Genomic DNA, 23793 nt, shown 5'->3' with positions numbered 1-23793 from the left:
ATACGGTCTTGATTAAACGCCTTAGTGCGCCTCATCCCAGTTGGCGCCGCTTTCGGCTTCTACCGTGAGCGGTACGCTGAGGCTGGCAGCGGCTTGCATACGAGCCTGGATCTGAGCGATGAAAGCCTCGACCTGACTCTCCGCCACTTCGAACACCAGTTCGTCATGTACCTGCATAACCATCAGGGCGTCAAACGCCCCTTCTGCTAGCCAGGCATCCACCTCTATCATGGCCAGCTTGATAATATCCGCAGCCGTACCCTGCATGGGCGCATTGATCGCTGTGCGCTCGGCCCCCTGGCGACGGTTGCGGTTCTGAGAGTGAATCTCGGGAAGATATAAACGCCGCCCAAAAACAGTTTCGACAAAGCCATCCTCTGCTGCCTGGCTGCGAATGCGCTCCATATAGCGGGCCACGCCGGGGTAGCGGTCAAAGTAGCGGTCGATGTAGGTCTGCGCCTGCCCTCTTTCGATATGCAGCTGACGCGAGAGGCCCCAGGCGCTCATCCCGTAGATCAGCCCGAAGTTGATTGCCTTGGCGCTGCGCCGCTGCTCGTCGGAGACCTTTTCCAACGGTGTGCCGAACACTTCTGCGGCGGTTGCGCTGTGAATGTCCTTGCCCTCGGCAAAAGCGGTCAGCAGCCCCTTGTCCTCGGAAAGATGCGCCATGATGCGCAGCTCAATCTGGGAATAGTCGGCCGCCACAATGCGATAGCCCGGGCGGGCGATAAATGCTTGGCGAATCTTACGGCCTTCCTCGGTGCGAATGGGGATATTCTGCAGGTTGGGGTCAGACGATGACAGGCGCCCCGTGGCGGTCACCGCCTGATGGTAGCTGGTATGCACCCGACCGGTGCGCGAGTTGATCAGGCGCGGCAGTTTGTCGGTGTAGGTAGATTTCAGCTTGGCCAGGCCGCGATGCTCCATGATGACTTTAGGTAGCGGGTAATCCAGCGCCAGCTCTTCAAGTACCGCTTCCGCCGTTGAGGGCGCGCCCTTGGGGGTTTTCTTGAGCACGGGGATTTTCTGCTCTTCGAACAGAATTTCTCCCAGTTGCTTGGGCGAGCCCAGATTGAACTCCCGACCGGCCAGCTCAAAAGCCTGTTTTTCCAACGCATAAATCCGCTGTTCAAGCTGCTGGCTCTGGGCATGCAGGCGTTCGGCATCCAGCGCCACGCCATTGCGCTCGATGCGTGACAGCACCGACACTAACGGCAGCTCAAGGGTATCCAGCACCTTGGCCAGCTGCCCTTCCGCTTCCACCAGAGGGCGTAGGGTGTGCTGCAGGCGCAGGGTAATATCCACATCTTCACAGGCGTAAGGCGCGGCCTGCTCCAAGGCAATCTGGTTGAAGGTCAGCTGCTTGGCGCCTTTACCGGCGATATCCTCGAACGAGGTCGTAGCTTCACCCAGGTATTTCAGCGCCAGCGAATCCATATCATGGCGGGTGGCCGTGGCATTCAGCACGTAAGAAGCCAGCATGGTATCCGCCAGCGGGCCAGCCAGGTTAATGCCGGCACTGGCCAGCACTGACATATCGTATTTGAGGTTCTGGCCAATCTTGATTTTTTCCGGGTCTTCCAACAGCGGCTGCAGGGCGGACAGTACCGCGCTGCGATCCAGCTGGGCAGGCGCATCCAGATAATCATGGGCCAGTGGTATATAGAAAGCTTCCCCCGCTTCCAACGCCAGCCCAACGCCGACGATCTCGGCGTCCATATAGTTGAGGCTGGTGGTTTCCAGGTCCACGCAAAACTGTGCGGCTTTATCCAACCGAGCCAGCAAGGCATCGAAGTCAGCTTGTTCGGTAATCACCTGGTCGCGCCGCTCTGCCGCAGGTAGCTGAGCGGTGGGTGTGGTGTCAGGCTGTTCAACAGCGGCTTCTACGGCTTCATCCTGGCCGCTTAATAGCTCGTTCAGCCATTGTTTGAACTCCATTTCCCGGTACAGCTCGGCCAGCTGCTGCTGGTCAGGCTGGGCAATGTCCAGGTCATCCAACCCGACTGGCAGCTCGCAGTCGGTCTTGATGGTGGCCAGTTGGTAGGAAAGAAACGCCTGGTCGCGGTGCTCCTCAAGCTTTTTAGGCAGCGTCTTGGCGCCACGAAAACTCAGCGTCTTGACGCGTTCCAGTTCAGCGTAAATGGTATCAAGCCCACCGCCCATTCCCTGCAACAGGCCAATGGCGGTCTTTTCGCCCACACCGGGTACGCCTGGAATGTTGTCCACCTTGTCGCCCATCAGGGCCAGGTAATCAATGATCAAGCCAGGCGGCAGGCCGAACTTGGCTTCCACTCCGGCTTCATCCAGGGTTTCATCCTTCATGGTATTGACCAGGGTGATATGCGCGTTGACCAGCTGCGCCATATCCTTGTCACCGGTAGAAATCACCGCATCACGCCCAGCCTGGGTGGCGTGGTGAGCCAAAGTGCCAATCACATCATCGGCTTCTACGCCTTCAACGCATAACAGCGGCAACCCCAGCGCTTTCACGCAGGCATGCAAAGGCTTTATCTGGCTGCGCAGGTCATCAGGCATGGGTGGACGATGGGATTTGTAGTCGCTGTAAAGGTCATCGCGGAAGGTCTTGCCCGGCGCATCAAACACCACGGCCATGGGGCTATCCGGATAATCCTTGATCAGCCGTTTGAGCATGTTCAGCACGCCTTTGACCGCTCCCGTGGGCTGACCCTGGGAAGTGGTCAATGGCGGTAAAGCGTGAAATGCACGATACAAATAGGATGAGCCATCCACCAGCACAATAGGAGCGCGCGCCATAAACAGAAATCCACCTGCTGAGAATAATGGTCATTATGATAACGCGCCCGGCAGTCCCTGCCGAATGGAAACAACGTCTTTTACTGTTAACACGTGAATGCTGCCAAGTTATCGCCCAAACCGCTACAATATTGGCCTTGGCAACCTGGGCGAGACTCTCATGGCTGTATTTACTCCGCTTAGCGACGCACAGGTCGCAGCGTTTCTGGAAAAGTTTGATGTCGGCCAGCTGCAAACCCTGGAAGGGGTAGCGGGTGGCACCGAAAACTCGACATTTTTTGTCACCACTGACCAACACCTGCTGGTGCTCACCCTGTTCGAGCAGGGCGAGCACGAAGAGCTGCCGTTCTTTGTCGACCTGCTGGATTATCTCGATGAGCATCGCCTGCCAGTGCCTGGGCCGGTGCATGACCGTGACGGCATCGCGCTGCATAGCCTGGCAGACAAACCTGCTTTGCTGTTTCCGCGCTTGCCGGGGCGCCACCCTGAAGCCCCCAACCTCATTCAGTGCCAGGTGCTGGGCGACACTCTCGGGCATATGCATGCCATCTCCCAGCATTTTCCCGGTCGTCGCCCCAACCCGCGCGACCTGCACTGGCTGCAGGCCATGCACCATAAGGTGCTGGCCTATATCAGCCCGGCCGACCAGACGCTGATGAAAGACGAGATCGACGAGTTTGAAAGTGTCTTCAGCCAGTATGGCGAACTGCCCCAAGGGGCTCTGCATGGCGACCTGTTCCGCGATAACACCCTGTTTGACGGCAACCAGCTGGGCGGCATGATTGATTTCTATAATGGCTGCACTGGCGATTTGCTGTTTGATCTGGCAATTGTGATCAACGATTGGGCCTCAGATGAGAATGGCCACCTTGACCGCGAGCGTTATGACACCATTCTCAACGCCTATCAGGCGCGCCGCCCGCTGAATAGCGATGAACAGGCCGTCTGGCCGGTGATGCTGCGCATGACCGCCCTGCGCTACTGGCTGTCACGGCTGCTGGTGGTCTACGTCGACCCGCCTGCTCACGATCTGACGCCCCACGACCCGCAGCGTTTTGAAACCATTCTGAAGGCACGGATTGCCCAGGGCGCGCTGCCCTTGCCCGAGGTCACCCCATGAGTTCTACGGCATCCGCCAATAGCCTTGCCAGCACCCCTGCCATGCGCGCCCGGCGCACCTGGAACATTGACCAGTGGGGCAGCGGCTACTTTGATGTCGATGACCAGGGCCACACCCTGGTGCGCCCGCTCGGCCATGCTGCTCCCGGCCCGGCTCTGCCGCTTAATGGCCTGGTGCAGCAGCTGCTGGCAAGCGGCCTGCGCCTGCCCGTGCTGGTACGTTTCAGCGATATTCTGCATGACCGGGTGGAACAGCTGTGTGGCGCCTTTGACCAGGCCATGCAGGACGCCGATTACCAGGCTGGCTACACGGCGGTCTACCCGATCAAGGTCAACCAGCAGCGCCGCGTGGTGGAAGAAATCCTCGCCACGGCCGAGCGCGGCAACGGCCGCGTGGGGCTGGAAGCCGGCAGCAAACCGGAACTGCTCGCCGTGCTGGCGCTGTCTGACCGGGATTCCTCGCTGATTGTATGTAACGGCTATAAAGACCGCGAGTATATCCGCCTAGCGCTGTTAGGAGAGAAGCTTGGCCATCGTGTTTATCTGGTGGTGGAAAAACTTTCCGAGCTGACTCAGGTGCTGGAAGAGGCGCGTGCGCTGAACGTTCAGCCACGTATCGGCCTGCGCGCCAGGCTTGCCTCGATCGGCAAGGGCAAGTGGCAGAATACCGGCGGTGAAAAGTCCAAGTTCGGCCTCACTGCCAGCCAGATCCTGCAGGTCGTTGATACCCTGCGCGAACATGATGCCCTGGCCAGCCTGCAGCTGGTGCATTTTCACCTTGGCTCACAGATTGCCAATATCCGCGATATCCAGCGCGGATTGCGCGAATGCGCGCGCTTCTACCAGAGCCTGGTGGAGCTGGGCGCCCCGATAGACTGTGTGGATGTGGGCGGTGGCCTGGGCGTTGATTACGAAGGCACCCGCTCACGCAGCTTCTGCTCGGCCAATTACTCCATGGCCGAATATGCTCGCAATGTGGTCAACGCTTTTGCCCAACTTTGCCAGGAAACCGGCTTGCCACAGCCTCACCTGATCAGCGAATCCGGTCGCGCCCTGACCGCTCATCACGCGGTACTGATCACCAATGTGATTGATGAGGAACGTGTCGACACGACGCCACCGCCCCGCCCAGAGACGCCAGACCCGCAGCTGGAAGCCCTGTGGCGGGTACTCGACCAGCTGGAAAGCTTTCAGGAACCCCGCATACTGGTAGAAGCCTGGCACGACCTGCTGCAGGCCGTCAGCGAACTACAGGATCGTTTTGTGCTTGGCCTATGTGATATGGGAGTACGGGCTGAAGGCGAGCGCGTCTACACGGCTGCCTGTCACCGCCTGCGCGCGCAGCTTGATGGCCGCAACCGGGCCCACCGTGAAATTCAGGATGAACTGGCGGAAAAGCTCGCCGACAAGCTGTTCGTCAACTTTTCGCTGTTCCAGTCGGTGCCGGATGTATGGGGAATCGAACAGATCTTTCCTGTGCTGCCGCTTTCCGGGCTGGAGCAGACGCCCACGCGGCGCGCGGTGATTCAGGATATCACCTGCGATTCCGACGGACGCATCGACAGCTACGTCGATGGCCAGGGGTGGAAAGCACCCTGCCACTGCCGGAGTGGGCCAATGAGGATCAACGCTGGCTAGGTTTCTTTCTGGTGGGGGCCTATCAGGAAATTCTCGGTGACCTGCACAACCTGTTTGGCGATACGGACTCGGTTGATGCGGCTCTGGATGCCCAGGGCAACTGGGTGCTTTCCAACCCGCTGGCGGGCGATCGGGTGGCCGATGTGCTGGCCTACGTCAACTTTGATGCTGACAAGCTTCAACAGCGCCTGATGGCGCAGCTGGCTGCCAGCCAGCTGACGCCCCAGGATCAGGCTCAGTTTGCTGACAGCCTGCGTGACGGCCTGAATGGATATACCTATCTACAATGACTATCTACAACAACTGTCTTGCAATAACTGTCTGCAATAACACGCATCCACTTACTCAATGACTTACTCAATGACGCTGGCGGTGACCTCCAGGCTACCGGTCAGCGTCATACGCAGCTGCGCTCCACGCGGCAACTCACCGACGCCTGCTGGCGTGCCGGTTAGGATGACATCGCCCGCTTCCAGAGTGAAATGGCGGCTCATTTCGGCCACCAGGGACGGAACCGGGAACAGCATATCCGCCCCCTCGCCGTACTGGCGCTCCTCGCCGTCAATTTCCAGGCTGAACGCCAGTGCATTCCAGTTGGGCACCCGGGTCAGCGGCAGAAAGGAGGAAAGCGGGCAGGCGCCGTCAAAGGCCTTGGAAATTTCCCAGGGGTGGCCGTTTTCCTTCAGCCGAGTCTGCACATCACGCAGGGTCAGATCCAATGCCAGGCCAATGCCAACAATCGCCCGCTCGGCTTCATCCTGGGTGACATCGGTCAGTGTTTCACCGATCAGCAGGGCAAGCTCCAACTCAAAATGCACCTCGCCACGCGAAAAAGGCGGCGCCAGCGGCGCATCAAAGCCTAGCGCACTGGTCGATGGTTTGATAAACAGCAGCGGCTCGGTAGGCACCGGGTTTTCAAGCTCCTTGGCATGGTCTGCATAGTTGCGACCCACACATACTATCTTGCCCAATGGGTGAGCAAATTTCTGACCATCAGTGAACTGAGGAACAAAGCGCATGGCGGATAGTCTCCTTCTCGTAATAACTGCCGCCGTTTAACGACAAAAAATCAGTTTAGACCAGCTGAGGTTAACCAGGGTCTTGGCGACTCACCTCAGAACTCAGCCAGCATGATGGCGCACCAGCCAATCTGCCGGTGTATCATTACCACTCAGGCGAGCACCGGTGAGTTGATACCATTCTTCTTCGGTTAGGTAAGTCTGGCACCAGCGCCCCAACGCTATGGCGGTCGCTTCACTACCTTGACGGTTCGTATGGTAGCCATTGGCCATATCCAGAAGGTCCTGACGCGCCGTACGGGCACGCGGTTGGCTGCCATGGACGTTGGCCAATGGATAGCGTCGATCATACGCTGCATTGATAAGCGCATTAAGCCAGTAATCCAGCTCCCGCGCCTGTATGCCGCCATAAACAGCCACCTCTGCCCTCCCTTGAATGCATGTCCATAAAACCCCAGCTCACCCGCAAAGGAAACTAGGTCACAAAACCGCGCCCATGCCAGTGTAAAATGCTATTACCGACATCGTAACGTATTTAGCCATAAAACGCCTGCCTGCCGCCTGCAGAGCCTGGCACACGGCCATCGCAACAGGCTGACAAAGCATCAGATTCAGGCACTAGTCTTTACCGCATAGCCTTCTGCCAGCAAGGTTTCAGCGCTCTTGCGCAAAAACGCCAGCACCTTGGACTGTTGCCATACGTTAAAGGCTCTCTAGAGGCTTGGGTTGACGAGGTAAGGCATGCTCAGTGGCAACACCCACATGAGATCAAGTTGAGATATCCGAGAGCTAGTATAATAGGTAATAAACGTGTCGTATTTGATATTAAAGGCAACGAATACCGACTGATTACCAGCATTGCTTATCGACACAGCGCAGTTTATATCAAATTTATCGGCACACATGCAGAGTACGATAAAGTCGATGCCGAAACAGTTGAAATGGAGTGACTTTATGGATATTCGCTCAATTCGCACCGAAGATGACTATAAATCGGCTCTACAGGATGTATCCGGTTATTTTGATAATGAGCCTGAGCCAGGCACTGAGAATAGTGACCGCTTCGATATTTTATTGACCCTGATAGAGCATTACGAAGCACAGCAATTTCCTATAGATTTGCCAGACTCGGTCGAGGCCATCAAGTTTCGCATGGATCAGGAAGGACTGACCGCCAGGGATCTAGAGCCAGCGATTGGCAAACGTAATCGTGTCTACGAAATTCTGAATGGTAAACGTAACCTGACCCTGAAGATGGTGTGGAAACTGCACACTATGTTTGGTACCCCAGCAGAAAGCCTGATTAAATCTCCGCGTCAGACTGAAGTTGCCTGAGTATCTTTAGGATGAACCCACTCCGCTGCCCATTGGCGTTTTTGCGCGGGCGACTTCTGTTTCAGTTGGTACTCTGCGCGGCTGGCGGCGGCACGGTCGGCGAATGGCTGCGCGCCAAGCAGCGCCAGCGGCGGGTTGGCACGGGTGTAGCGGGCGCCTTTTCCCTCGCAATGAGCCTGATAACGTTTTGCCAGATTGTTGGTAATGCCGATATAGGTGCCGCGGCGACATTCCAGTAGGTATAGATACCACTGATCACTGGTGCTTGCTGGCGGCTTTTCAGATTCGCCCTGTGGTGTATCAGATGCCATAGATATTGACTACTCGCCGCAACATTGCTTGATTTTGCGGCCACTGCCACACAGGCAGGAGTCATTGCGGCCCGGCTTTAGACGCTCAATGCTCGGCGTGCCGTCCAGGTACCACCAGCACCCATCTTCAAACACAAAGCGTGAGTTTTCTTCCAGCACCTGCCAGCGGTTCCGCTCGCGAAAAAAGGCCTGAAAATGCACCCTGCCCTGATGGCTGGCAGGCGCTGGGGCCTCAAGGATAGACAGAGCTTTCCAGTCAGTCTGCGCATCAGGCTCCAGATGGGCTGGCCGGGTGCTGGCATGCCAACTGTGCAACAGATAATCCGTCAGCCCCAGCGCAAAGGCGCTGTAACGTGAGCGCATCAGGGCTTCTGGCGTTGCCGGAAGCAGCTTGCCCTGATGATAGGGCTGGCAGCAGTCAGCCAGTGGGCGAGCGCTACCGCAAGGGCAGTTGAGCGGTGTGGAAGGTGTCATGGCTAGCGTTCTTTAACCCTTTGCCTGGGTAACAGATGTTTTGTTTCGGTATTCACCGATAATTCGGTATAGTGGAAGCGCAAGAATATCACACGGAGTAAGCATCACGATCAATCATCTTTCCAACAAGCAATGGAGGTTCTCCTATGAAGGTCTTTAAACCGGAATGGCAGTGCACGTTTAGCGTAAACGAAGGCGCGGAAGAATCGGCAAACTGGAAAGAGAAAGTGGCATGGCGACTGCGGGGCATGGCTGACTGGCTGGATAGCGGTGGCCGTACGCTGAAAGTAGCGTACAACGTAACCCCGGCGGTCAGCCAGGATGAAGTGGATACTTGTCTGGGTAAAGGGTTTGAATTGACTCAGCAGCTGTTAACCCAGCTGGCCCACCAGCAAGCGTGTGAAGATGTTATGCGCCATGCAAAGGCAGAACTCTACGATGAGCAACCTTCCGTACAAGGCTTCTAACCCGCCTGTATCGAACGTTTTCATTAAACGCTGCGTCTTTAAAGCTGAAAGCTACATGGTGCAAGGCCCCACCCGCTAAATGCGTGTGGGGTTTTTTGTGGTTATCAATTATTTCTCAACCATCCCGGTAGGGTGTTTCCAACGCACTGCCCATACGGCGCATAAAAGCCGCGCAGGCCTCCAGCTCACTTTTATCAATATATTCATCCGGTTGATGGGCCTGAGCAATACTGCCGGGGCCCAGGATGATGGTCTGCAAACCCACCTGTTGGAACTGGCCTGCTTCAGTGGCGTAGGCCACCGCATGCTGACAGCAAGCCTCAGGCAGATGGGCATTGGCCAGGCGCAGAACTCGGTCGTTATCGTGATCAGCCAGGCCGGGCACCGTGGTATTCAAGGCTTGAGTGTCAATAGACAGCTGCTTGCCCCTGGCATGCAGTTCTGCTGTCAGTGTCTGGCAGTAGGCCTCGAAGCGGGCAAAGATCTCGTCAAAAGTGTCGGTTGGCAAATGGCGAATCTCCCACTCGAACTGACACTCTCGGGCCATGATATTGATCGCCGTGCCGCCCTTGATCTTACCTACGTGGAGGCTGGTATGCGGCACATTAAAGGCGTCATCAACGCGGCCCTCATCAATCAGTGCCGCCATGGTATCTTCAATAAAGGTGACCAGCCTGGCCGCTATATGAATCGCGGATGTCCCCTGGTTGACCTGGCTGCTGTGAGCTTCACGGCCTGTCACCGTGGTGCGCAGATTGGTCGCGCCTTTCTGGGCCACCACAGGCTGCATGCTAGTGGGTTCACCCACGATGACATGGGCGGTGGTAGAGTAGTGGGTATGGAAGCGGCGAATCAGATCCGGCGCACCCACACAGCCGATTTCCTCATCATAGGAAAAACCGAAATAGATTGGCTGCTCAAGCGCCGCCCGAGACCACTCCGGCACCATGGCCAGCGCGCAGGCAATAAAGCCTTTCATGTCACAGGTGCCACGCCCGTAGAGGCGGCCGTCACCGCCATCACGCAGGGTAAAAGGGTCACTGGACCAGGGCTGACCGGTTACCGGCACCACATCGGTATGACCGGAAAGCATGACGCCACCGGGGGCATCCGGCCCAATGCGAGCAATCAGGTTGGCTTTCTGGCCGCACGGGCTCATTACCCGCTCGCTTTCCACCCCGTAGCCTGCCAGATAACCTTCCACAAACTCGATCAGCGCCAGGTTGGACTCACTGGATGTGGTGTCGAACGCCACCAGACGTCCGAGTAGATCTATTGCCTCTTGCATCACTCACCTTCTTTTGTACGCCGGGTATCACGCCAATTCTCATGAGACTACACGGCCAGGCGGTAAGCGCCAATGTTGAGATGATATTTATCACAGCACTGGCGTCATGCGCTGTTCATCTGGTATTCATGAAAGTGTCATCTACAATAATTAGAGTTGCTAGTAGACCCAAACCAAAAAAATAGCACGCGGTATAAAAGGAGACGTCATGTCACGCTTCAAGTTTCACGCCCTCGCGCTGGGCGTCATGAGTGCCAGCTTAAGTTTTTCCGCCCAGGCTGCAACCGAAGTGACCTGGTGGCACGCCATGGGCGGCCAGCTAGGGGAAATCCTCGAAGGCATGACTGAGGAGTTTAATGCCTCCCAGGATGATTACCGCGTGGTGCCTAGCTACCGCGGCAATTACACCGAAACCATGACCGGCGCTATCGCTGCCTTTCGTGCTGGCGAGCAGCCGCACATTCTGCAGGTGTTTGAAGTCGGCACCGGCACCATGATGAACGCTGAAGGCGCTATCTACCCGACCTACCAGCTGATGGAAGACCATGGTCGCGGCTTTGATCAGAGCGCTTTCCTACCTGCGGTCGTCGGCTATTACACGGACACTGACGGCAATATGCTATCCTTCCCGTTCAACTCTTCCACGCCGATCATGTACTACAACAAAGACATGTTCGAAGCCGCTGGCCTCGACCCTGAGCAGCCACCCACCACCTGGCAGGAAATGGAAGACGCAAGTATTCAGTTGATGGAATCTGGCGCCGCCTCCTGTGGCTTCACCACCTCATGGCCAAGTTGGGTGATGCTGGAAAACTTCTCTGCCTGGCATAACCTGCCGCTGGGCACCCTCGAAAACGGCTTTGGTGGTATTGAAACCGAGTTTGTCTTCGACAACGAACACGTTGCCCGCCACTGGGATAACCTCAAAACCTGGCAAGATGCAGGCGCCTTCCAATGGGGTGGCCCAGGTTCCGGCCCGGATGCCGAGCCGATGTTCTACTCTGAAGACTGCGCCATCTTCTTTGGCTCTTCCGCCTCCCGTGCGGATGTGGCCGCCAACGCCGAGTTTGAAGTCGGCTTCGGCATGCAGCCCTACTACGACGACATAGAAGGTGCCCCGCAGAATTCGATCATCGGCGGTGCGACCCTATGGACCCTGCAGGGCCATACGGATGAAGAATATGCTGGTGTTGCGGCCTTCTTCGATTACCTCTCCCAGCCGGAAGTCCAGGCTGAGTGGCACCAGCAGACCGGCTACCTGCCAATCACCCAGGCCGCCTGGGATCTGACTGAAGAGCAGGGCTATTACGCCGAAAACCCGGGCGCCGATATTTCGCTCAAGCAGATGACCCTGAACGAGCCAACGGAAAACTCCAAAGGGCTGCGTTTTGGTAACTTCGTGCAGATCCGCGACATCATCTCCGAAGAAATGGAAGCGGTGATGAGCGGCGACAAGACCGGCCAGGAAGCCGCCACTGATGCGGTAGAGCGGGGCAATGCCCTGCTGCGCGACTTCGAAGCCGCCAACCAGTAAGCGTCGTTAACTGAACCACCGTCTGGCCGCTGGCCGGGCGGTGGTTTTGCTGTTTTCATCCACCCCGCTGACGATAAGGCGCGATGTACGCGTGCCGACCCCGTCATAAAACGCGCCGTAATAAAAAAGAGTCGCCCATGCAAACCAAACGCATGACGTTTCCCGGCCACTGGCTGCCCTATGCCCTGCTGGCGCCTCAGGTCATCATTACACTGATTTTCTTTATCTGGCCAGCCGGCCAGGCCATGTATCAATCGCTGCTGCGTGAAGATGCCTTCGGGCTGCGCAGCACCTTTGTTGGCCTGGAAAACTTTGCTCGCCTGTTCCGTGATGGCGCCTACCTCAACTCACTGTCGGTGACGGCGGTGTTTGCCATCGGCACCACCCTGCTTTCCATGTCGGTGGCCCTGCTGCTGGCCAGCACGGTTAACCGCATGATTCGCTCACGCAGTACCTACACCACCCTCCTGGTCTGGCCCTATGCGATTGCACCAGCGATTGCCGGGGTCTTGTGGTGGTTTATCTTCCACCCCTCGATTGGGGTGATTCCCTATGTGCTGAATGTGGTCGGTTATGACTGGAATCATCGCACCTCAGGCGCGGATGCCATGATGCTGGTCGTGTTTGCCGCCGCCTGGAAGCAGATTTCCTATAACTTCCTGTTCTTCCTGGCCGGTTTGCAGTCCATCCCGCAATCCCTGATTGAAGCGGCAGCCATTGATGGCGCCAGCCCCATCAAACGCTTCTGGACGATTGTTTTCCCACTGCTGACCCCCACGACCTTCTTTTTGATGGTGGTTAACGTGGTGTACGCCATGTTCGATACCTTCGGGATCATCCATGCCACCACCGAAGGCGGGCCCTCCCAGGCCACCAACACCCTGGTCTACAAGGTCTATTCCGATGGGTTTGTCGGCCTGAACCTGGGCTCATCCGCCGCGCAGTCGGTGATTCTGATGGCCATCGTGGTCGCGCTGACGGTTGTCCAGTTCCGCTTTATTGAACGCAGGGTGAATTACTGATGCTGCCAACCCCGACAATTCCATCCTTTATCCCACAGGAGCGCCACCATGGTTGAGAACCGCCCCTGGGCCAATTTCTTTGCCCACCTGATGCTGATTGGCGGTGTGGCACTGGTGGTTTTTCCTGTCTACATCGCTATCGTCGCCTCCACCCAGGCGCCCGGTGACCTGCTGCGCGGCAGCCTGCCGATGCTACCCGGCTCCCACGGCTGGGAAAACTACAAGGCCATGTGGAGCACCGGGCTTTCCCGGGCTGGCGCGCCACCGGCAGGCCATATGCTGTGGAACAGCTTTGTGATGGCCATGGCCATTACCATCGGCAAGTTGAGCATTTCGCTGCTCTCCGCCTTTGCGATTGTGTACTTCCGCTTTCGCTTTCGGATGTTTTTCTTCTGGCTGATCTTTATTACCTTAATGCTGCCCGTGGAAGTGCGCATTATCCCCACCTATCAGGTGGTGGCTGATCTCAGCATGCTGAACAGCTTTGCCGGGCTGTCGATTCCGCTGATTGCCTCGGCCACTGCCACCTTCCTGTTCCGCCAGTTCTTTATGACAGTGCCGGAAGAAATGCTCGAAGCTGCCCGAGTGGATGGCGCCGGCCCCTTGAAGTTCTTCAAGGACATCCTGATGCCGCTATCCATCACCAATATAGCGGCACTCTTTGTGATCATGTTTATCTACGGCTGGAACCAGTACCTGTGGCCGCTGCTGATCACCACTGACCCGGATTACTACACCATCGTGATGGGCATTCAACGTATGACCTCCGAGGAAAATCCCCAGTGGCACCTGATCATGGCCGCTGTGGTGCTCGCAGCGCTACCCCCGGTGCTGGTGATCCTGTTTATGCAACGCCTGTTTGTGAAAGGCCTGACCGAGACGGAGAAATAACCATGGCCAGTATTACCTTGGAAGGGCTTAAAAAAACCTACAGCGGCAATGTTGATGCGGTAAAAGGCATTGACCTTGCCATCGAGGACGGCGAATTTGTGGTGCTGGTCGGCCCCTCGGGCTGCGGTAAATCCACTCTGCTGCGCATGGTAGCGGGCCTTGAAAGCATTACCGACGGCACCCTGAAAATCGGCGACCGGGAGGTCAATAACCTGGAACCCGCCGAGCGCGATATCGCTATGGTGTTCCAGAACTATGCGCTCTATCCGCATATGACGGTGTATAACAACCTGGCTTACGGGTTAAAAAACCGCGGTTTCAAGAAGGATCAGATCGAAGAGCGCGTACAGACCGCCGCCAAGATGCTGGAAATTGCCGACTTCCTGCAGCGCAAGCCGCGCCAGCTTTCCGGCGGCCAGCGCCAGCGGGTGGCCATGGGCCGCGCTCTGGTTCGCGATCCGGCAGCATTCCTGTTTGATGAACCGCTTTCCAACCTGGATGCCAAACTGCGCGTGCAGATGCGGGTAGAAATCAAACAGCTGCAGCGCCGTCTGAAAACCACCAGCCTGTACGTCACCCACGACCAGCTGGAAGCCATGACTCTTGGTGACCGTCTGGTCGTCCTCAATGGCGGGCAGATCGAGCAGGTCGGCACGCCCATGGAGATCTACGCCCGCCCGGCCAGCATGTTCGTGGCCGGGTTTATCGGCTCACCGGCGATGAACATGCTGCCGCTGGATTACCTCCACGGGCAAGGTTCCGGGGCGCTGCTGCATGACTTGCCGGAAAACACCGACATTGTCGGCATTCGACCTGATGATATGCTGCTACAACCGCCGGAAAGCGCTTACCTGCAAGTTGACGCTACCTTGATGCTATACGAAGCTGCCGGGGCGGAAAGCCACCTCTATGTGCAACTGGCTGATAGCGAGCAGCCCACGGTAATTCGCACTTCCGGCCAACCGCCGGTCAGCGAGGGGGATACTCTGGCCTTCTACATTGCCCGTGACGCTCTGCACCCGTTCAACAGCGCCAGCGGCAAACGCACTGGCGACTGAACCACTTACCAGGGCAGCTCTTCACCATTGGAATGCCAGAAGCCGCCGGTGTTATCGAGCGTCAGGGCGTCAATGCGCGCCACGATACCTGCGGCGGCTTCTTCAGGTGAGATCACACCGCCAAAGTTGACCATCCGGGTTTTCACATAACCCGGATGCAATTGCGCCACGGCAATACCCTGCGGTTTCAAATCCATCGCCAGGGATTTACCAAAGGCATTGAGCGCTGCCTTGGAGGCACGATAACCGTAGCGGCCACCGGAGTCGTTATCCGCAATCGAGCCCATGCGACTGGTGATATTGGCAATCTTGCTGCCGCTTTTCAGGTGCGGAAGCAAAGCCTCGCATACCCGCAGCGGCGCATAGGCGTTGATTTCCATCTGGGTACGGATGCTGTCAAAATCCAGGCTGCCCAAGGATTCATCCTGCAAAAGCCCGGCATTATTGATCAACAGATCCAGGGTTTCGCCGTCCAGCGCCTTGGCCAGGGTTGCGACACTGTCTGCCTGGGTGACATCAATCCTGTCGATCACTTTATCGGCCACCACCTGCAAGTCATCAGACGACTCGCGGCAGGCGCCAATTACCCGCCAGCCAGCTTTGTGATACTGCTCGGCCAGCGCTAGGCCAACGCCTCGGTTTGCACCCGTAACAAGCACAGTGTGTTGCATGCCAGACTCCTGAAACAATGAGATAACAATCTTCATCGAAACTGAAATCCACCATCAGGTCAAGCGACCTGGTCAGAGGTCTCAAGCCTCACTTGCGCATCATACTCCAGACACCACAACAGAAGGCACCATGACATGATTACCCAATGCGCTCTCGCGCCATATGCCAAAGTAAACAGCGACCCGACAGACAAGGCCCGTATTTATCTGCTGCGTCACGGGGAGACCGACCTGAATGCCCTTGGCGTACTCCAGGGCTCCATAGAGGAACCGCTGAATGACGTGGGCCGACAGCAGGCACAAGACGCTGCCCGTGTACTTGCAGGGCTGGGTATTGAACGCATTATCAGCAGCCCACAGAGTCGCGCTCGGCAAACGGCGGATATCGTTGCCGAAGTGCTGCATTTAAACATCGAGGAAAACGTCCTGTTGCGCGAACGCGACTGGGGGATTTACGAAGGTCGGCCGATTGGCGAACGCAATGAGGAAGGAGCCGGTGTCGAGCTTCTCGCCAACCTGAATGCACGTGCCTGCCAGGCGTTTGAAAGCATTACCGGCGACCTGGCAGCACCTTGCCTGGTGGTGACCCATAGCGGTTTTATCAAGGCATTGCTCACCCAGTTATGTGGACATACACCTGACGTCATCCACAATGGCGAAATCATTCAGCTTGAGCCTCACCGCAACGCCTGAGAAGCACCAGCCCTTCCCCGTTCATGCCTTGATCGCCACCTCCCTGTCGTGGCTTTATAATAAATACAAATCAGAAAAATTCGCACTAGTATACAAATATCAAATGAGAATTATTATATTACACCTGTTAGCGCTTGATGAGCCGAACGCTGCCAGTCAGTCGCGTTTAATGAGTAGGTGTGAAGTATTAAATGAGTAAAAGCTGCAACCCTACCGTCATTAAACTGCTTTATTCCAGTCATTTTAACGACACATAACCCAGTTAAGTTGTTGGCAAGGACATCAGGGATAAATTTCTAAAACACATCCCTGTACAAATCGTCTTTTTGTTAAAAAAGATGACATATTCAGGAAAAATCAATTTTTCGTCTGAAATACTTTGGCTATGGCGCCGAGGTAAACATCAAGAACTGGATTAAACCAGTCATCAACAATTTTTGTTGGAAGTTTCCAGCAACCGGGATTCAAGCAAACATCCATTCAAGGGTTTTAAACATGAAGAAGACACTACTCGCTCTCGCTGTTTCACTGGCTTCTGTTTCTTCTGCCAGCGCCGCTACTATTTATGAAAACGCAGGGCTCACTTATACAGTTAATGGTGATATCCAGGTACAGCTACGCCAGAAGGCAGGCATTGACCGGGATTCTGACATTGAGTTTGATGATCTCGAACTTAAAAACTATGTCACCTACGAACTGGACGATGCTACAACGGCCTTTGGCCGGATTGATTTCGGCTTCAAAGATCTGGCCAACGAAGACGACGGCAAAGCTGAACTTGAAGAAGCCTATCTGGGTCTGAAGTATAACAATATTGCCGTTTCTTTCGGTAAGCGCCCTACCGCATCAGATGAATTTGGTGTCGAGAAAGCGATTGAAATGGATGGTGCTGATGAAGACCGCTTTGATGCCGTTGGTGGCACCAGCGGTGATGACGTCATTCACGCTGAGTTTGACCTGGATACAGTTACCCTATTGGCCTCTTATGAAATGGCTGCCAAGGGTTCAGATATTAATAGCAAAGATCACCACTTTGATCTATTTGCCACCACTGAACTTAATGGTCTTGAACTGAGTGCTGCCTTTCAACAGTACACCCGGACTGGTGGTAATGAGAGTATCGACACCTACGGTATCAGTGCTGCCTATGACTTTGGCATGTTCGAGCTCGCGGCTGATTACAGCTCCTCTGATGATGATATTGAAACCAGCAATCTCAATGCGTCACAGTATAATCTAGCAGCCAGCTTTGCAGCCAACAGTGATACCACGGTGGCATTCGGCGTAACTGATACGTCATTTGACAGTAATGTCAATGAGGAAGACTTTATGGAGTACTACGCTAACATGACCTACAAGTTTCCGGCTCAGCCTAATGTCAGCGTGTTTGCCGAGGTCAAGAACACCGATCTTGACGATAGCGACATGGGCTACCTGGCAGGTATGCGCGTCAAGTTCTAATCGTGTATGACCCGCTCTGCTCCGAGCGGGGTGTGATGTAGGAAGACTGTTTCGACGTTTCTCTCAGGACGTTAATGTTTTGATGGATTGGCCGGTGCTTTTTGCACCGGCTTTTTTATTTGCCCTTCCCAAAGTACCCACCAGGTAACGCTGTCATTGCTTGTTCATACCAGTGTCGCAGACGTGTCATTGTCGTGCGCCATGATAAACGTACTTCAACGAATAGAGCGACGAGCATGCGGCTGTGTATTGTCAGCGAAACCTGGTTACCGGAAATCAATGGCGTGGCCCATACGCTTGCCCGGTTAAGTGCGGAGCTCAGCCAGCAGGGCGTCACCATCGACCTGGTTAGGCCACGCGCGTTACCAACGCCTGGCGAGCAGGCAGCGGATTCCATACAGGTACCTGTTAACGCTGAGCTGCAGGTAATGCCTGTGTCGCTACCTGGCTATCGCAGCGTACAGATCGGCTTGGCCACCCCCAAAAAGCTGCGCCAATTTATGCAGGCGCATAAGCCAGATGTGGTGTATCTCGCTACCCAGGGGCCATTGGGTTGGGCGGCCCGTCAGGCGGCACGACGCCTGGGTATTCCGCTGATTGCCGGCTGGCATACCAATTTTGATCACTACTGCGGTGATTACGGGCTAGGCATGCATACTTGGATGACCAAGCGCTACCTGCGCTACTTCCATAATGCTTGTGCACTGACCCTGGTGCCCACTCAACTTCAGGCAAGGGCGCTGCGCTCGGCAGGCCTTCAACGGGTGGACGTGCTCGCCCGCGGCATTGACAGCCAACAATTTATGCCCAGCCTGCGCGACCCCGTGCTTCGCCAGCAATGGGGCGTAAACGACCACCAGCCGGTGGCCCTTTACGTGGGACGGTTGGCCGCTGAAAAAAACCTGACGCTGCTCCAGGAGGCTTATCAGGCCATGGCCAATGTACGCCCGGATATGGCTTTTGTGGTGGTCGGTGACGGCCCGGCGCGCCAGCAGCTGGAAGCACTGCTGCCCAACGCGCATTTTACCGGTTTCATCCACCAGCAGGCACTTGCCCGTTACTACGCCAGCGCCGATATCTTTGTGTTTCCATCGCTATCGGAAACCTGGGGCAACGTGGTGACAGAAGCCATGGCCTGCGGTCTGGCAGTCATCGCCTACCGCCAGGCGGCAAGTGCCACCCTGATTCAGAGCGGCCATAACGGCCTTTGCGTGCCAGCCGGTGATGCCGAGGCCTTCTGCCAGGCGGCAGTCAGCCTCTGTCAGCACCCGGCGGATTACGCCCGCTACGGACGCATGGCACGTCTACGCGCCCGCGAACAGAGCTGGCCAGGCGTTGCCAGCCAGTTCATCAACTACCTTCATCAAACTCAGGAGATGCATCATGCGACCTCGGCTTCTTGGCGTGTTTGACCGTCTGGACCTGCTTGAATGGCAATTTTGCCAGCGCGCAACCCGACTTTCTCTTTTCCGCCCCTGGCGGCTGACCCTGCAGGCGGCTAGCAAGCTGGGCGATTGGCCCGTCTGGGTGGCCTTGATCATTGCCCAACCCTGGCTGGTGCCCAACGGAAATTTTCGCCTAATCCAATACACCGTAACGGCACTGATTGCAGTAGGGGTCTACCGCTTTGTCAAAACGCGCCTGTGCCGCGAGCGCCCCTTTATTACCTACTGCGGTGGCATTCAATGCAGCGAACCCGCCAGGGATCGCTACAGCTTCCCCAGCGGCCACACCATGCACGCGGTCATGTTTACTCTGCTGGTCGCGGCCCACACACCCTGGCTGTTGCCGATTGTCGTACCGCTAGCGGTGCTGATCGCTATTTCCCGCGTTGGGCTTGGCCTGCACTATGTCAGCGATGTGCTTGCCGGTGCCGCCATGGGCTACGGTTTTGCCCTGTTAAGCCTGGCAATACTAGGTTGAAGCTGTTTTGAATAATCGAAAGGTGTGAATAGCTGACAGGCAGGGCGCGCATTTCAGCGGTAAAAACGTTAATGTTTCATTGATGCGGATTGAACCATTGACTGAAGGAATACGCGATGCTGACCGTCTACCTTTCCCATGGCCTTGAAAGCGGGCCAAACGCCATGAAGATGCAGGCCCTGAAAGGCGTGGTAGAAGCGCTTGATGACTGCGAAGCGGTGGTCATGGATTACCGCAACATGCCAGACCCTGCCACCCGGCTGGAACACCTCTACGCAACCCTGGATGCCCGTAACGAACCCGCCACTTACTGGGTGATGGCAGGCTCCAGCCTCGGCGGCTGGTTAAGTGCCATGGTGTGCGCACGCTACAAAATCCGCGGCTGTTTTATGCTGGCACCGGCACTAGGCCTGCCCGACTACCCGCAAACATCGCCTACTCTGCAACCTTGCCATACGCATATCATTCATGGCTGGCAGGATGACATTGTGCCTCCTGACCCGGTGATTGATATTGCCCGCCAGCAGCGCCTTCCCCTGCGCATGGTCGATGACGACCACCGTTTACATGCCAGCATGCCGACCATTCTCAGCGACTTCGACGCCTTTCTGAAGCAGTGCCTGAGCGACGACAATGTTTGAAAGCGTGCTGAAAAGCGTGTTTGAAAGCGCAAAAAGACGCGATAACGTTAGACATAGGCAAACAAAACCTCTACAAATAGTATACATACTTATGGAGGTGCATCATGTTCGGTTTATTCAAGAAAGACCCCGCCAAGAAGCTACAGCAGCAATACGAGAAAAAACTCGAAGAGGCAATGCAGGCATCCCGCAATGGCGATATGCGCGCCAATGCTACCCTGACCGAGGAAGCCAACGCCCTGCTGGCTGAAATCAATAAACTCAAAGCTCAGGACTAGCCCCATGCTGCGCCTATCTCCTGCCCTACGCGCCCTATGGCTTCTGCCCATGGCGGGTGTTTCCGGCGCATCGCTTGCAGCCACTGACGGCGACCAGTGCGCTCACCCCGGCCAATGGTGGCAGGGCGGGCAAGCGCTTGCGGCCAGTACCCTGTTTGAACAGGCCGCCGAGCAGGATGTCGTCTTGCTCGGGGAGTTCCATGACCGGATGAGCCATCACCGCTGGCAGCTGCATACCCTGGCAGGGCTGGCCGCCCACCGCGATGACATGGCGATAGGGCTGGAAATGCTACCCCGGGAAGCCCAGCCTGCCCTGGATGCCTGGGTAGCGGGTGAGCTATCCGAAGCGCAGTTTCTCCAGCAGAGCCAGTGGCATGAAGCCTGGGGCTTCGACCCTGCTCTCTACCTGCCGATCCTGCATTTTGCCCGCATGCAGCAGATCCCGCTGCTGGCCCTTAACATCAAGCCAGCACTGCGCCGCCAGCTGGCCACCGAAGGGTTTGATGCCGTCAGCGCCGAGCAGCGTTTCAATATTGATGAGCCAGCTCCCGCCAGCGATGCCTATCGTCAACGCTTGGAGCAGAGCTTTCAGATGCATCCCACAAGCATGGGGAATAAGAGCCAGGGGAATGAGAACCAGGGGGATAACGCCGCCTTTGAAACCTTCCTGAATGCTCAGCTGATCTGGGATGCGGCCATGGCCGATGCCCTGGCCTCCGCGGTTGACGATGACACCCTGGTGGTTGGGCTGATGGGCGTGGGCCACCTGGCGTATGGCGATGGCGTGCCCTACCAGTTGGAGGCCATGGGCATTGCCGATACGCTGGCACTGATGCCCACCACCCTGGAAGCCTGCGAGCCGCCTGACGGCCAGCTGGCAGATGTGCTTTATCTGCTGGGTGATGAACAAGCCGCAGAGACGCCGCCGCCACGGCTGGGCGTGCAGATTGCACCGAGTGAGGATGGCGTCAGCATTGTTGCCATTAAAGAGGAATCGCTAGCCTATAAGGCTGGGCTTCAGCCGGATGATATAGTGACACAGGCTGCTGGGCAGGAGGTGCGTGCCCCCGGTGAACTGAGCGCCATCGTCCAGCAGCAGGCGCCAGGCACCCTGCTGCCCATGGAAATCCTGCGTGACGGCAACCTCCAGGAAATACTGGTACGTTTTCCACCCGCTGAACCATTGAGGTAACCACCGATGAGGCTGTTTGCCCTGTTATGCGGCCTGGGGTTATGGGCCAGCCTATGCACGACCGGCGCCCTGGCGGCTGAGCCTGGAAACGCTATCAAGAAATCTCTTGAAGTAACCCTGGCCCCGGCTCAGCGCTCGATCAGCGGCACCCTAGTGCTGAATCTGCCTGATAGTGCCAACGCTGAACCACTTACCTTCACGCTTGCCTCCGGCCTGACCCTTGAGCGGGCCGAACAGGCAGGAGACACGCTTGACTGGGAAGAAACCCAACCCGGCCACTATCACCTGAATGCGCCTGACCCACAGACACCGCTCACCCTGAGCTGGAAGGGCCAGCTAGCGTCTCAGCTGCCCGGCGGCGGCTATTGGTCTAAGGATAATCTCTGGCTACCCGGCCAGTTGGCCTGGTACCCAAGACTGGAGACCAGGGCACCCTTTGCCGCCGACATTGAGGTTGTCACCCCGGATAGCATCGAAACCGTTGTCAGCGGCCACTGGCTGGGCACCTCCACCCGGGGCGACCAACGCCAGACTCGTTTTGCTCACCCCCAGGCCAGGCAGCTGTCTCTCGCTGCTGGACGCTGGCAGGCAATGACTCGCGAAGTTGCAGGTGAGGCCGGTGAAGACGTCAAATTACGCACCCTGTTCCCGGAAAAACTCAGCGCGCCTTTCGCTACTACTTATCTGGAGGCTGCCGAACGCGCCCTGCAGCTGTTTCAGCAGCGCCTGGGCCCCTACCCGTATTCAAGTTTTACCATGGCCGCCTCATTGCGCCCCATCGGCTTTGCCTTTGCCGGCTTTACCCTCTTGGGCGAGCAGGTCATAGCGTTGCCTTTTATTCCGTATACCTCGCTGCCCCACGAACTCATGCACGGCTGGTGGGGCACCGCCGTGCAGGCCACGCCTGGCCAAGGTAACTGGAGTGAAGCCCTGACCACCTATTTGGCCGACTACGCCATGGAAGCACTCAAAGGTGAAGAAGGCGCTCTGCGCCAACGCTGGCTGACCGACCTTAACGCCCTGCCGGATGCCGATCATCTGGCGCTGAAAGACTTTGGCTATCAGCGCCAGCCTCAGGATCGCCTGATTGGCTACCAGCACGGCGCCATGCTGTTCTATATGCTCGAACAGCAGATCGGCACGGTCGCCTTTGACAGCGCCCTCGGCCAACTGATTGAACAGCATCGTTTTGAGCAAGCCAACTGGCAGGATCTGCAACACGCCTTTGAAGACGCTTCCGGCCAAGCCCTTGGCGAATTCTTTAACGCCTGGGTAGCGCAACCCGGCCGTCCAGCGGTGAGCATGGACACTCCCCGCCTGGAGGAGACGGCAGATGGTTTCAGGGTAACCTTCAACCTGAGCCAGACGGCGCGCCAGCAGGACGGCCATGACGATGAGGAAAGGCAATGGCCGCTGCGACTGCCGGTTGAGATCTACGCTGTACAGGGCCAGACCGAACGTAGCTGGCTCAGCCTGGAAAGCGCCAGCGAGCGTTTCACCCTCGATACCCTTAAGCGCCCTCGCCAGCTGGTCATCGACCCGGATTACCAGGTGTTGCGGCAACTCCCCAACGCCCCGGAAACCCTGCGCGAACTGAGCCTGGCCGCCGAAACCCGCTGGCTACGCCTGGGTGCCTACAAAGAGCTGCCCCTACCACGTGGCGCCACTGAGCTGAACGAGCTACCCGACGACCTGACGACAAACCCGCTGTGGGTCATCGGCACGCCTGATGAGATTGAAAAGTGGTGGGCCGACCAAGGCCTTGAAGCCCCAGCCCAGCCACCCGCAGAGGAGCTGGACGACACGCCAGCCGGGCAGCTGTGGCGCCAACCCGGCACCCAGTTGGGCATTATCAGCGCAACCAGCCCGCAAGCCGCCATGCGCCTGATGCGCGGCCTGCGCCACTGGGGAAGCGCAAGCTACGTTGTATTGAACGACGGCGACACCCGACGCGGTACCTGGGAAAGCGAGCCTGAGCTGCAATACCGCTTTTGATTAACCTG

General features: G+C 56.9%; 23 protein-coding genes and 1 pseudogene. 17 read left to right on the top strand and 7 right to left on the bottom strand.

All coding sequences use genetic code 11. The annotated features are described in order from the left end of the window. Positions 1 to 21: 21 nt before the first annotated feature. Positions 22 to 2775 (bottom strand): DNA polymerase I, encoded by a 2754-nt coding sequence (gene polA, locus HLB35_RS05060; protein WP_171701762.1) that lies wholly within the window; start codon positions 2773 to 2775, stop codon positions 22 to 24. Between the two features lie 160 nt (positions 2776 to 2935). Between polA and HLB35_RS05055 the strand changes: the two genes are divergently transcribed. Together HLB35_RS05055 and speA are read left to right on the top strand one after the other, a co-directional pair. After that, positions 2936 to 3895 (top strand): homoserine kinase, encoded by a 960-nt coding sequence (locus HLB35_RS05055; protein ID WP_171701761.1) that lies wholly within the window; start codon positions 2936 to 2938, stop codon positions 3893 to 3895. Beyond that, positions 3892 to 5822, top strand: a pseudogene (gene speA / locus HLB35_RS05050) (biosynthetic arginine decarboxylase). Before HLB35_RS05055 ends, speA begins: the two are co-directional and overlap by 4 nt. A 63-nt stretch (positions 5823 to 5885) precedes the next feature. On the opposite strand, the gene HLB35_RS05045 reads toward speA, so the two are convergent. After that, the gene (locus HLB35_RS05045; protein WP_171701760.1) at positions 5886 to 6551 is read right to left on the bottom strand and encodes a fumarylacetoacetate hydrolase family protein; all 666 of its coding nucleotides are present in this window, start codon (positions 6549 to 6551) and stop codon (positions 5886 to 5888) included. A 102-nt stretch (positions 6552 to 6653) separates the two neighbouring features. Beyond that, on the bottom strand, positions 6654 to 6971 hold the full coding sequence (locus HLB35_RS05040) for a hypothetical protein (protein WP_171701759.1): 318 nt from the start codon (positions 6969 to 6971) through the stop codon (positions 6654 to 6656). Positions 6972 to 7243: 272 nt separating this feature from the next. Here HLB35_RS05040 and HLB35_RS05035 point away from each other — a divergent pair, with 272 nt between their 5' ends. Both HLB35_RS05035 and HLB35_RS05030 read left to right on the top strand, forming a co-directional pair. Then, positions 7244 to 7501 (top strand): type II toxin-antitoxin system HigB family toxin, encoded by a 258-nt coding sequence (locus HLB35_RS05035; protein WP_235936996.1) that lies wholly within the window; start codon positions 7244 to 7246, stop codon positions 7499 to 7501. 4 nt (positions 7502 to 7505) lie between these two features. Next, complete coding sequence (locus HLB35_RS05030; RefSeq protein ID WP_171701758.1) at positions 7506 to 7886, top strand: helix-turn-helix domain-containing protein; 381 nt, start codon at positions 7506 to 7508, stop codon at positions 7884 to 7886. On the opposite strand, the gene HLB35_RS05025 is transcribed toward HLB35_RS05030, so the two are convergent. Together HLB35_RS05025 and HLB35_RS05020 are read right to left on the bottom strand one after the other, a co-directional pair. Further along, positions 7868 to 8197: a GIY-YIG nuclease family protein gene (locus HLB35_RS05025; RefSeq protein WP_171701757.1), complete on the bottom strand. Its 330-nt coding sequence runs from the start codon at positions 8195 to 8197 to the stop codon at positions 7868 to 7870. The genes HLB35_RS05030 and HLB35_RS05025 overlap by 19 nt on opposite strands. 9 nt (positions 8198 to 8206) lie before the next feature. Beyond that, entirely contained in the window at positions 8207 to 8671 is a 465-nt protein-coding gene (locus HLB35_RS05020) for a YchJ family protein (RefSeq protein WP_171701756.1), read from the bottom strand. 146 nt (positions 8672 to 8817) lie between these two features. Between HLB35_RS05020 and HLB35_RS05015 the strand changes: the two genes are divergently transcribed. Further along, positions 8818 to 9138, top strand: coding sequence for a hypothetical protein (locus HLB35_RS05015; protein WP_171701755.1), 321 nt, complete (start codon positions 8818 to 8820; stop codon positions 9136 to 9138). Positions 9139 to 9253: 115 nt separating this feature from the next. On the opposite strand, the gene argE is transcribed toward HLB35_RS05015, so the two are convergent. Beyond that, on the bottom strand, positions 9254 to 10426 hold the full coding sequence (gene argE, locus HLB35_RS05010) for an acetylornithine deacetylase (RefSeq protein WP_171701754.1): 1173 nt from the start codon (positions 10424 to 10426) through the stop codon (positions 9254 to 9256). A 208-nt stretch (positions 10427 to 10634) separates the two neighbouring features. On the opposite strand from argE, the gene ugpB reads away from it, so the two are divergent. The 4 genes from ugpB (at position 10635) to HLB35_RS04990 (ending at position 14931) form a co-directional block, all read left to right on the top strand. Further along, positions 10635 to 11960: a sn-glycerol-3-phosphate ABC transporter substrate-binding protein UgpB gene (gene ugpB / locus HLB35_RS05005; protein WP_171701753.1), complete on the top strand. Its 1326-nt coding sequence runs from the start codon at positions 10635 to 10637 to the stop codon at positions 11958 to 11960. A gap of 137 nt (positions 11961 to 12097) precedes the next feature. After that, positions 12098 to 12982, top strand: coding sequence for a sn-glycerol-3-phosphate ABC transporter permease UgpA (gene ugpA, locus HLB35_RS05000; protein ID WP_171701752.1), 885 nt, complete (start codon positions 12098 to 12100; stop codon positions 12980 to 12982). Positions 12983 to 13030: 48 nt separating this feature from the next. After that, entirely contained in the window at positions 13031 to 13873 is an 843-nt protein-coding gene (ugpE, locus tag HLB35_RS04995) for a sn-glycerol-3-phosphate ABC transporter permease UgpE (protein WP_171701750.1), read from the top strand. A gap of 2 nt (positions 13874 to 13875) precedes the next feature. After that, positions 13876 to 14931 carry a sn-glycerol-3-phosphate import ATP-binding protein UgpC gene (locus HLB35_RS04990; protein ID WP_171701748.1) on the top strand — a complete coding sequence of 352 codons (1056 nt, stop codon included), beginning with the start codon at positions 13876 to 13878 and terminating at the stop codon, positions 14929 to 14931. Positions 14932 to 14936: 5 nt separating this feature from the next. Here HLB35_RS04990 and HLB35_RS04985 read toward each other — a convergent pair whose 3' ends face one another. Continuing rightward, positions 14937 to 15602 carry an SDR family oxidoreductase gene (locus tag HLB35_RS04985; RefSeq protein WP_171701746.1) on the bottom strand — a complete coding sequence of 222 codons (666 nt, stop codon included), beginning with the start codon at positions 15600 to 15602 and terminating at the stop codon, positions 14937 to 14939. Between the two features lie 135 nt (positions 15603 to 15737). Between HLB35_RS04985 and HLB35_RS04980 the strand changes: the two genes are divergently transcribed. From HLB35_RS04980 to HLB35_RS04945, 8 genes are all read left to right on the top strand, one after another. After that, positions 15738 to 16295 carry a histidine phosphatase family protein gene (locus tag HLB35_RS04980; RefSeq protein WP_171701745.1) on the top strand — a complete coding sequence of 186 codons (558 nt, stop codon included), beginning with the start codon at positions 15738 to 15740 and terminating at the stop codon, positions 16293 to 16295. A 495-nt stretch (positions 16296 to 16790) separates the two neighbouring features. After that, positions 16791 to 17756: a porin gene (locus tag HLB35_RS04975; RefSeq protein WP_171701744.1), complete on the top strand. Its 966-nt coding sequence runs from the start codon at positions 16791 to 16793 to the stop codon at positions 17754 to 17756. A 236-nt stretch (positions 17757 to 17992) separates the two neighbouring features. Beyond that, the gene (locus HLB35_RS04970) at positions 17993 to 19168 is read left to right on the top strand and encodes a glycosyltransferase family 4 protein (protein ID WP_171701742.1); all 1176 of its coding nucleotides are present in this window, start codon (positions 17993 to 17995) and stop codon (positions 19166 to 19168) included. Beyond that, complete coding sequence (locus HLB35_RS04965; protein ID WP_171701740.1) at positions 19140 to 19679, top strand: phosphatase PAP2 family protein; 540 nt, start codon at positions 19140 to 19142, stop codon at positions 19677 to 19679. The genes HLB35_RS04970 and HLB35_RS04965 overlap by 29 nt, the downstream gene beginning before the upstream one ends. A 116-nt stretch (positions 19680 to 19795) precedes the next feature. Next, a complete protein-coding gene (locus HLB35_RS04960; RefSeq protein WP_171701738.1) occupies positions 19796 to 20320 on the top strand; it encodes a YqiA/YcfP family alpha/beta fold hydrolase in 525 nt (174 codons plus the stop codon). A gap of 104 nt (positions 20321 to 20424) precedes the next feature. Beyond that, positions 20425 to 20598: a DUF6435 family protein gene (locus tag HLB35_RS04955; RefSeq protein ID WP_171701737.1), complete on the top strand. Its 174-nt coding sequence runs from the start codon at positions 20425 to 20427 to the stop codon at positions 20596 to 20598. 4 nt (positions 20599 to 20602) lie between these two features. Beyond that, positions 20603 to 21790 (top strand): ChaN family lipoprotein, encoded by a 1188-nt coding sequence (locus HLB35_RS04950; protein WP_171701736.1) that lies wholly within the window; start codon positions 20603 to 20605, stop codon positions 21788 to 21790. A gap of 6 nt (positions 21791 to 21796) precedes the next feature. Then, positions 21797 to 23785 carry a M1 family metallopeptidase gene (locus HLB35_RS04945; RefSeq protein WP_171701735.1) on the top strand — a complete coding sequence of 663 codons (1989 nt, stop codon included), beginning with the start codon at positions 21797 to 21799 and terminating at the stop codon, positions 23783 to 23785. Positions 23786 to 23793: the final 8 nt, after the last annotated feature.

The sequence above is a fragment of the Vreelandella azerica genome, from assembly GCF_013112225.1.
Lineage (GTDB): Bacteria > Pseudomonadota > Gammaproteobacteria > Pseudomonadales > Halomonadaceae > Vreelandella > Vreelandella azerica.
This window is presented reverse-complemented; position numbering and strand designations above follow the sequence as displayed.

Bases quoted from the DNA above. Each gene is read 5' to 3' on its own strand.
- HLB35_RS04970 (WP_171701742.1), top strand. From the start codon at position 17,993: ATGCGGCTGTGTATTGTCAGCGAAACCTGGTTACCGGAAATCAATGGC.
- HLB35_RS04965 (WP_171701740.1), top strand. From the start codon at position 19,140: ATGCGACCTCGGCTTCTTGGCGTGTTTGACCGTCTGGACCTGCTTGAA.
- HLB35_RS05020 (WP_171701756.1), bottom strand. From the start codon at position 8,671: ATGACACCTTCCACACCGCTCAACTGCCCTTGCGGTAGCGCTCGCCCA.
- HLB35_RS04980 (WP_171701745.1), top strand. From the start codon at position 15,738: ATGATTACCCAATGCGCTCTCGCGCCATATGCCAAAGTAAACAGCGAC.
- HLB35_RS04960 (WP_171701738.1), top strand. From the start codon at position 19,796: ATGCTGACCGTCTACCTTTCCCATGGCCTTGAAAGCGGGCCAAACGCC.
- ugpA (WP_171701752.1), top strand. From the start codon at position 12,098: ATGCAAACCAAACGCATGACGTTTCCCGGCCACTGGCTGCCCTATGCC.
- HLB35_RS04945 (WP_171701735.1), top strand. From the start codon at position 21,797: ATGAGGCTGTTTGCCCTGTTATGCGGCCTGGGGTTATGGGCCAGCCTA.
- HLB35_RS04985 (WP_171701746.1), bottom strand. From the start codon at position 15,602: ATGCAACACACTGTGCTTGTTACGGGTGCAAACCGAGGCGTTGGCCTA.
- HLB35_RS05025 (WP_171701757.1), bottom strand. From the start codon at position 8,197: ATGGCATCTGATACACCACAGGGCGAATCTGAAAAGCCGCCAGCAAGC.
- HLB35_RS05030 (WP_171701758.1), top strand. From the start codon at position 7,506: ATGGATATTCGCTCAATTCGCACCGAAGATGACTATAAATCGGCTCTA.
- argE (WP_171701754.1), bottom strand. From the start codon at position 10,426: ATGCAAGAGGCAATAGATCTACTCGGACGTCTGGTGGCGTTCGACACC.
- ugpE (WP_171701750.1), top strand. From the start codon at position 13,031: ATGGTTGAGAACCGCCCCTGGGCCAATTTCTTTGCCCACCTGATGCTG.
- HLB35_RS05045 (WP_171701760.1), bottom strand. From the start codon at position 6,551: ATGCGCTTTGTTCCTCAGTTCACTGATGGTCAGAAATTTGCTCACCCA.
- HLB35_RS04950 (WP_171701736.1), top strand. From the start codon at position 20,603: ATGCTGCGCCTATCTCCTGCCCTACGCGCCCTATGGCTTCTGCCCATG.
- HLB35_RS04990 (WP_171701748.1), top strand. From the start codon at position 13,876: ATGGCCAGTATTACCTTGGAAGGGCTTAAAAAAACCTACAGCGGCAAT.
- ugpB (WP_171701753.1), top strand. From the start codon at position 10,635: ATGTCACGCTTCAAGTTTCACGCCCTCGCGCTGGGCGTCATGAGTGCC.
- HLB35_RS04975 (WP_171701744.1), top strand. From the start codon at position 16,791: ATGAAGAAGACACTACTCGCTCTCGCTGTTTCACTGGCTTCTGTTTCT.
- HLB35_RS04955 (WP_171701737.1), top strand. From the start codon at position 20,425: ATGTTCGGTTTATTCAAGAAAGACCCCGCCAAGAAGCTACAGCAGCAA.
- polA (WP_171701762.1), bottom strand. From the start codon at position 2,775: ATGGCGCGCGCTCCTATTGTGCTGGTGGATGGCTCATCCTATTTGTAT.
- HLB35_RS05055 (WP_171701761.1), top strand. From the start codon at position 2,936: ATGGCTGTATTTACTCCGCTTAGCGACGCACAGGTCGCAGCGTTTCTG.
- HLB35_RS05015 (WP_171701755.1), top strand. From the start codon at position 8,818: ATGAAGGTCTTTAAACCGGAATGGCAGTGCACGTTTAGCGTAAACGAA.